The sequence below is a fragment of the Listeria fleischmannii subsp. fleischmannii LU2006-1 genome (assembly GCF_000344175.1).
Taxonomy (GTDB): domain Bacteria; phylum Bacillota; class Bacilli; order Lactobacillales; family Listeriaceae; genus Listeria; species Listeria fleischmannii.
Genome location: NZ_ALWW01000015.1, coordinates 45,795 through 54,091 on the forward strand (window position 1 = coordinate 45,795; position 8,297 = coordinate 54,091).

Genomic DNA, 8,297 nt, shown 5'->3' on the forward strand with positions numbered 1-8,297 from the left:
TATCAGAAAGCTTACAATCAATCCATTTATTTTACTTACAAAGTATGACAATTTTGTAAGTTAAACAGAAACTTTTCGGGTATAATAGAATAATCATGATTTTGGAGGTGAAAAAAGTTGAATCACATTAAATTTCAACCTTTTCCCGTACTACTTACAGAACGCCTCACTTTACGTGCTTTAGAAGACGCCGATTTACCAGCACTTTTTCAACTAAAAAATGATCCAAAAGTTTCTAAATATACAAGTAAAACTGTTCACACAAGCCTAGACGAGACGCAAGCTTTTATGGCTAAAATTCTCTCTGGGATTGAAAAAAACGAATCAGTTTATTGGGTCATTGAAAACAAGGCCGACTCTACATTTTTAGGTACGATTTGTTTGTGGAATATGGACTTAGACGAAGAAATGGCCGATGTCGGCTATGAACTCCTACCAGCGTTTTGGAAACAAAATTATATGAGTGAAGCCTTAGAAGTTGTCATGAACTATAGTTTTAATGTTCTTCGATTAAAAAAACTTGGCGCCGTTACAAGTGCCGGAAATTTAGCTAGTATTCGTCTTCTTGAACGGCATCATTTTACTAAAAACCGTGAGCTAAATGATTTTGACCTCACAGAATCAGGCGAAAAAATCCCACTAATTTTTTATATTTCAAAAAAGGGAACGCACTTTAACTAAGCGTTCCCTTTTCATCATTCTTTATTGTCTAGCTTGGCTTTTTTTCGCGCCTCTCTGGCTAATCGCCTTGCTTCACGTTCAGGATCCACCGTTTTTTCGGAACGATTAGCTAAACGCTCTTTTCGTCTTGCTTCACGTCTTGCTTTAGCATCCTCCGCGCTCTCCGTATTCTCACCGGCAGCTTCTGTTCCAAGCACTTTAGAGATGTCTACACCTGCCATATTCGCATAGCGTGTAAAACGACGGAGGGCATCTTCTTTTGTGGCATTTGAAATAGAAAGCGCCGTATCAGGATTGGCTTTGTAAAGCGCAGAAAATCTTGTTTCTCGTTTCAAAAAGTCATAGAACTGGTTGAAATCTGGTTTTTTAAAGTCCATGACCATCGGATTCTTCCCTTTTTCTATTAAGTCTGGGTTGTAGCGATATAAATTCCAGTAGCCGCATGAAACAGCCAAATCCGTCTCTGTTAACATCGTTTTCATCCCGGCAGAAATCCCATGTGTAATACACGGCGTATACGCAATAATAAGCGATGGTCCGTCAAATTTTTCCGCTTCAAGAAAAGCTTTCATCAATTGCTTTTTATTTGCCCCCATAGCTACTTGTGCCACATATACATTTCCGTAACTCATTGCCATAAAGCCAAGATCTTTTTTCCCCATGCGTTTTCCAGAACTTGCAAACTTCGCAAGCGCCGACATTGGTGTTGCTTTCGAGGATTGTCCGCCAGTATTCGAATAAACTTCATTATCCATCACAAGCATATTCACATCTTCCCCAGAAGCCAGTACATGGTCAATGCCACCAAAACCAATATCATACGCCCAACCATCGCCGCCAATCATCCACTGCGATCTTTTTAGGAATAAATCGCGTTTGGCATAAAGCGCTTCAAGTTCAGCATGACCATCCATTTCCGCTAAAAGGGCCAGTTGTAAGTCTTCCGCGCGTTCTCGCGTCCCTTCGCTTTCATGCATCCCGTCCCGCCAATTCGAAAGCGCTACATGCAGATTTTCTGACACTTCGTTTTGTTCTAAAACAACGTCCACCTCATGTGCTAAAGCTTCACGAAGCGTCTTATTCGCAAGATGCATCCCAAAGCCGTATTCCGCATTATCCTCTAAAAGAGAATTGGCCCATGCCGGACCATGCCCATCTTGATTTACCGTATACGGCGTTGCAGGCGCTGAGGCTCCCCAAATAGAAGAACAGCCCGTCGCATTCGCAATCATCATTCGATCACCGAAAAGTTGCGTTAAAAGTTTTACATATGGCGTTTCCCCGCAACCCGCACACGCACCAGAAAATTCGAGTAGCGGTTGTTCAAACTGACTACCAGGCAGCGTTTCTTTTTTCCCAGGATTTGGCTTCGGCGTAACTGTTACTGCATATGACCAGTTATCCGCCTCTTTTTCTTCCATTTCCTCAAAAGGCTTCATAACAAGCGCCTTATCTTTAGCCGGGCAAGCGTGGGCACATAAATTACAGCCTGTACAATCTAACGGAGAGACTTGAATTCGGTAACCTAGCCCGTCTTTACCGCGCATTTCTCGCGTTATAAATCCAGCTGGAGCAGCCTCTTTTTCAGCTTCGTTCACCAAAACGGGCCGAATTGCCGCATGCGGACAAACAAAAGCACATTCGTTACACATCGTGCAGTTATCTGAAACCCATTCCGGCACTTCAAGCGCAATGCCACGTTTTTCGTAAGCCGCTGTACCTTGCGGGTAGCTGCCGTCTACCATACCGTTTTCGATGAGGGCACCAACAGATAGCGAATCTCCTTCTAGGCGGTTTACGGGTTCCAAAATGCGGCTCACATAAGCTGGTTTGTCCGCATCTTGCGGCACGTTTTCTATTTCGCTGTTTTTCCAAGAAGAAGGAATTTCTATTTTTTTCAAATGCGCAAGTGTGTCATCCATGGCACGAATATTTTTTTCGGCAAGCCTCATATCTTTTTTCCCATAGGTGCGAACGGCAGAATCCTTAAGTGCCTGAAAAGCTTCCTCAAACGGTAAAATAGAAGTTAATTTGAAGAACGCCGTTTGCATCACCGTATTCATTCGACGTCCAAGACCTGCATTTGCGGCAATTTTAATCGCATTGATCGTATAAAATTGAATGTTTTTTTCAGCTAAATTGCGTTTCATTTGCGCCGGTAAATGCCGTTCCAATTTATCCTCATTCCAAACGGTATTTAAAAGGAACGTTCCGCCTGGCTTAAGCCCTTTTAATAAATCATATTGGGTGACATAAGACGCCGAAGAGCAGGAAACAAAATTAGGCTCTGAAATTAAATAGGCTGACCGAATCCGGTTTTCACCAAAACGCAAATGGGATATCGTTAGCCCGCCTGATTTTTTCGAGTCATAGGAAAAATAGCCTTGTACATTTAAATCCGTGTGGTCGCCAATAATTTTAATCGCCGCTTTGTTTGCCCCAACGGTCCCATCAGATCCAAAACCAAAAAATTTACATTGAAAAGTTTGTTTATTTGTTAAATCTTTGGAACCTACGGACGGGATAGATAGATGCGTCACATCGTCAATAATACCAATTGTGAAGCGGGATTTTGGCTTGCTACTTGTTAGGTGCGAATAAACACCCAGTATCTGGTCTGGCGTCACATCTTTTGAACCTAATCCGTAGCGTCCGCCAATCACAAGTGGTCTCGTTTCTGCATCATAAAGCGCGCTTTGAACGTCTAATAAAAGGGGCTCACCAGACGCGCCTGGCTCCTTCGTTCTGTCAAGCACGGCGACACGTTCGACTGTTTTTGGCATTTTTTCTAAAAAAACCTCCGCCGGAAATGGACGATACAAGCGAATATTTAGCAGTCCGACTTTTTTCCCCTCACGCATAAGCTCATCGATGACTTGTTCGATTACGGGTGTCACTGATCCCATCGCGACAATAATATCGGTCGCCTCGGCGTGTCCGTAATAGTTAACTAAATCGTAATTTGTCCCTCTTAATGTATTTATTTCGCTCATATAATCACGTATGATGGTAGGGATGTTTTCGTAGTATTCATTGACGGTTTCTCGTTGTTGGAAGAAAATGTCCGGGTTTTGGTTGGATCCAGACGTTGTAGGATGATTGGGTGACATGGCTCTTTTTCGAAACTCGGCGAGGGAACTTTTATCCAAAAGAGCTTCTAGTTCTGCGTAATCGAGCACTTCGATTTTTTGAAGTTCGTGGCTCGTTCTAAAGCCATCAAAAAAGTTGATAAACGGCAGTCGCCCTTTTAATGTGGAAAGGTGCGCAACGGCTGATAAATCCATTACTTCTTGAACCGACCCTTCTGCAAGCATCACGAAGCCGGTCTGTCTAGCCGCCATCACATCACTATGATCTCCAAAAATATTTAGTGAAGCAGCTGAAATCGTTCGTGCGGACACGTGAAAGACGGTTGGGAGTAATTCCCCTGCAATTTTATACATGTTCGGTATCATAAGTAGTAACCCTTGCGAGGCGGTATACGTACTCGTTAAAGCTCCTGCACGAAGCGATCCGTGAACGGTTCCAGCCGCTCCTGCTTCTGATTGCATTTCGACAACTTTGACTTTTTTCCCAAATAGATTTTCCTTACCCGCTGATGACCACTCATCTACAAGCTCAGCCATTGTGGAGCTTGGCGTAATCGGATAAATAGCGGCTACTTCAGTAAACGCATAGGAAATATAGGCCGCTGCTGTATTTCCATCCATTGTTCTTTGTTTTCGCATGATTGCACTTCCAGTCTCTATTTTTTTGCTCAACCTTTATCATAGTCATTGTACACCAGTTTCGCCCGCTTCTCAATTGGCATTTTTTCCTGTTTTTTACATGTGGAAGATTATGAATGAAAAAAGAACGAACAATCAAGTTTATTTCATTTCCAAACTTGATTGTTCGTTCTCTACTATTTTTGTCTGTCAAAAGAAGCATGTTAATCATGTATTTTTATACTATTCAACCGTTCGACAAATTCCGGGTTTTCTTGAGGATTCGGCGCTGCTTTGTCTAATTCGCCAATTTGGGCCATTTCTTCTGCGCTAAGTTCAAAGTCAAATAGATTAAAATTTTCTTCAATCCGTTCTTTATGGGTCGATTTAGGAATGACAATTTGGCCATTTTGTAAGTTCCAACGCAAGGCCACTTGAGCCACTGTTTTTCCATGTACTTCCGCTACTTTCTGTAGAATAGAATTCGAAAAAATCCCTTCTTTCCCTTCTGCAAGAGGCGCCCAAGCTTCAAGTTGAATATTGTGACTTGCCGCGACTTCCTTTAGTTCCTTTTGCTGATGAAACGGATGAACCTTTACCTGATTCACTGCAGGCGTCACCTTATTATTTAAAAGAAAATCTAAAACTCTTCCACTCATAAAATTAGATACGCCAATTGCGCGAATTTTTCCTTCCGCGTATAGTTCTTCCATGGCACGCCAAGCGCCATAAATGTCATTATAAGGCTGGTGAATCAAATATAGATCCACATAATCTAGGCCTAGTTTTTCAAGTGACGCATAAAATGCGCGTTTAGCCCCCTCACTTGTGGCATCTTGAATCCAAAGTTTAGTTGTAATAAACAATTCCTCACGCGGGACGCCACTCCGTTTAATCGCCCTACCGACAGCCTCTTCATTTTGATAAACAGCAGCTGTATCAATTAATCGGTATCCCGTTTGAATGGCATGTAATACAGCCTCCTCACACACTTGTAAATCATCTATTTGATAGACGCCAAAACCAATTTGCGGCATTTCAATTCCATTATTTAGTAGAACCTTTTGCATATTTACTACCTCCTAACTAATAGATTGGTCTACATGATATGCAGACCGCTCAGACTGCTGACAAACGGCAATCTTCGTTGTTAGTACCTTCCGTTCCGGTGCTTACGTACTCGAGTACGCTCCGCTCCGGTACAGAGGCACTGCCTAGAATCTCACCATTTGTCAGCAGTCTGATTTTGGTGAGATTCGTTTTGTTCTGCGTAAACTTTGAGTTTTTCTAAAAGCTGAGCGGTCTACATGATATGCAGACCGCTCCAATTTATTTTTCATCTAAAAATTCTTGAATTAAGTTATAGGTTTCTTCTGCTGCCGCTGTTTCAGTATTCATGAAATCATGCGGTACTTTATCAAAGCGTTTTGCAAAGACTGGTACACCAGCATTTTTTAATTTTTCCGCATACGCCTCGCCTTGGTCACGTAGTGGATCGTATTCTGCCGTAACGAGGAAGGTTTTCGGTAAATCGCTCAAATCTTTACTGCGAATTGGTGCAACGAGTGGGTCATATTTACGGTCCGTTGCATTACGCAAGTATAGTTTGAAATATTTATCAAGCGATTCTTTCGTAAGTACATACCCCTCACTAAATTCATCCATCGATGGGTATAAAACAGAAGCATCACGGCTAAATATATCCGTAGCCGGATAAAGTAAAATTTGCTTGCTGATTTCTGGCTGTCCTTTCGCTTTAGCAAGCTGTGCCACAACCGCCGCAATATTTGCTCCCGTGCTATCACCTGCTACAATTAATTGATCGTTTTTGTTACGCAAGCTAGTACGGTGACTTGCTGCCCAAAGAAGTGTTGCATACGCATCTTCAATAGCTGCTGGGAATGGATTTTCTGGCGCTAGACGATAATCAACGGATACAACACGTGCGCCCGTTTTTTGAACTAACTTACGCGCAATTGTGTCGTGCGTTTGAAGTCCCCCAGTAATAAAGCCGCCCCCGTGAAAATAAATAATAATGTCATATGGACCTTCTTCTTTTGGCGTATAAATCCGTAGCGGAATTTTCCCAGCTGGACCATCAATTTTTTTATCTTCGGTATCTCCAATTTCAATTTGTTTCGCTGCCGGAATAGCTTTTTCAGCGAGACGCATGTATTTATAGCGTGAATCCACATCAGAAAGCGGCGCCTTTTTCTTCACATAATCTTGCGCGGCCTCTTCTAAATTATCCAAGACTTCTGGATCATAATCACGTTTTCCAACTGCTTTTTTATAAATAAATAAAGCGGCTAGAAGTGGTAATAAAATGATACCAAAAATAAGGATACCTACCCATTTCAATGTATTTTTCAATTGCGCTCATCTCCTTATCAGTAACTTACCTACTAAGTATAGCAGGTTTATTTCCGTTAACCAATTATAACGCTGTATGAATTTTTAAACATAATTTTGAATAAAAATAAATTATTTGTTGTCAAAACTTAGAATTAATGTTAATATAAATTAAATTAATTGTATATTTATGAATAGGGGATGTTAAAATGGTAAAAGAAAAACTCGTTCTGGCTTATTCTGGGGGACTTGATACATCTGTTGCAATTAAATGGTTGACCCAGTCCAATTATGACGTCATTGCTTGCTGTTTAGACGTGGGGGAAGGGAAAGATCTTGATTTCATTAAAGAAAAAGCTTTAGAAGTTGGGGCTTCTGCGTCTTATACGATTGATGCAAAAGAGGAATTCGCTCAAGATTTCGCTTTAGTGGCACTTCAAGCGCATACGTATTATGAAGGTGAATATCCGCTTGTTTCCGCCCTATCCAGACCTTTAATTGCTAAAAAACTCGTTCAAATTGCAGAAAAAGAAGGAGCTAGCGCCATTGCACACGGTTGTACAGGAAAAGGGAATGACCAAGTTCGCTTTGAAATCGCGATTCATGCACTGGCTCCACATTTAAAAGTGGTGGCTCCTGTACGTGATTGGAAGTGGTCGCGTGAGGAGGAAATTGCTTATGCGAAAGAAAATAATATTCCTATTCCCATTGATTTAGAAAACCCTTTTTCCGTTGACCAAAATTTGTGGGGACGTAGCAATGAATGCGGCGTTTTAGAAAACCCGTGGGCAGCCCCACCTGAAGAGGCTTATGATTTAACCGCTGCACTTGAAAATACGCCTGATGCGCCAGATAATATCGAAATTGCGTTTCAAGGTGGCGTGCCCATTTCTATTAATGATGAGGCGATGCCGCTTGCGGACTTGATTCTTGCGCTGAATCAATTGGCCGGTAAACACGGAATCGGACGCATTGATCATATTGAAAACCGTTTAGTGGGGATTAAATCGCGCGAAGTGTATGAATGTCCCGGTGCCGTTACCTTAATCACAGCTCATAAAGCGCTTGAAGACTTGACTTTTGTCCGTGAAATGGCGCATTTCAAACCGATTATTGAGCAAAAAATTAGCGAGACCATCTATAACGGACTTTGGTATTCGCCGCTCACAGAAGCACTTATTAACTTCCTCAAAACAACACAGCAATACGTAAATGGCGTCGTTCGCCTTAAACTTTTCAAAGGACACGCGATTGTAACAGGAAGAAAATCTCCAAATTCCCTTTATGATGAAAACTTGGCCACATATACATCGGCAGACACTTTTGATCAGGAGGCAGCAGTTGGCTTTATTAAGCTTTTCGGTCTGCCAACAAAAGTAAATGCTGAAATAAATGCACAAAAAAAGGCGATTAGCGAGGTGTAAATTATGGAAAAACTATGGGGCGGCCGTTTTGAAGGCGTTAGTGAAGACTGGATTGATGCGTTTGGTGCCTCGATTCCATTTGACCAAAAATTGGCTAGTGATGATATTACAGGTAGCCTGGCGCATGTCAAAA

Annotated in this window: 6 protein-coding genes; 3 read left to right on the plus strand and 3 right to left on the minus strand. The window is 41.9% G+C overall.

What is annotated here, in order from left to right; genetic code table 11:
* Positions 1 to 117: 117 nt before the first annotated feature.
* A complete protein-coding gene (locus LFLEISCH_RS06245; RefSeq protein ID WP_007474276.1) occupies positions 118 to 681 on the plus strand; it encodes a GNAT family N-acetyltransferase in 564 nt (187 codons plus the stop codon).
* 14 nt (positions 682 to 695) lie between these two features.
* On the opposite strand, the gene nifJ is transcribed toward LFLEISCH_RS06245, so the two are convergent.
* The 3 genes from nifJ to LFLEISCH_RS06260 all read right to left on the minus strand — a co-directional run bounded on the left by nifJ (position 696) and on the right by LFLEISCH_RS06260 (position 6,761).
* Positions 696 to 4,409 carry a pyruvate:ferredoxin (flavodoxin) oxidoreductase gene (gene nifJ / locus LFLEISCH_RS06250; RefSeq protein WP_007474278.1) on the minus strand — a complete coding sequence of 1,238 codons (3,714 nt, stop codon included), beginning with the start codon at positions 4,407 to 4,409 and terminating at the stop codon, positions 696 to 698.
* Between the two features lie 203 nt (positions 4,410 to 4,612).
* Positions 4,613 to 5,458 (minus strand): aldo/keto reductase, encoded by an 846-nt coding sequence (locus LFLEISCH_RS06255; RefSeq protein ID WP_007474280.1) that lies wholly within the window; start codon positions 5,456 to 5,458, stop codon positions 4,613 to 4,615.
* 259 nt (positions 5,459 to 5,717) lie between these two features.
* Positions 5,718 to 6,761, minus strand: coding sequence for an alpha/beta hydrolase (locus tag LFLEISCH_RS06260; RefSeq protein WP_007474282.1), 1,044 nt, complete (start codon positions 6,759 to 6,761; stop codon positions 5,718 to 5,720).
* Between the two features lie 188 nt (positions 6,762 to 6,949).
* On the opposite strand from LFLEISCH_RS06260, the gene LFLEISCH_RS06265 reads away from it, so the two are divergent.
* Both LFLEISCH_RS06265 and LFLEISCH_RS15870 read left to right on the plus strand, forming a co-directional pair.
* The gene (locus LFLEISCH_RS06265; RefSeq protein ID WP_007474284.1) at positions 6,950 to 8,164 is read left to right on the plus strand and encodes an argininosuccinate synthase; all 1,215 of its coding nucleotides are present in this window, start codon (positions 6,950 to 6,952) and stop codon (positions 8,162 to 8,164) included.
* Positions 8,165 to 8,167: 3 nt separating this feature from the next.
* On the plus strand, positions 8,168 to 8,297 hold a 130-nt coding region (locus LFLEISCH_RS15870), incomplete at its 3' end, for a hypothetical protein (RefSeq protein WP_007474286.1).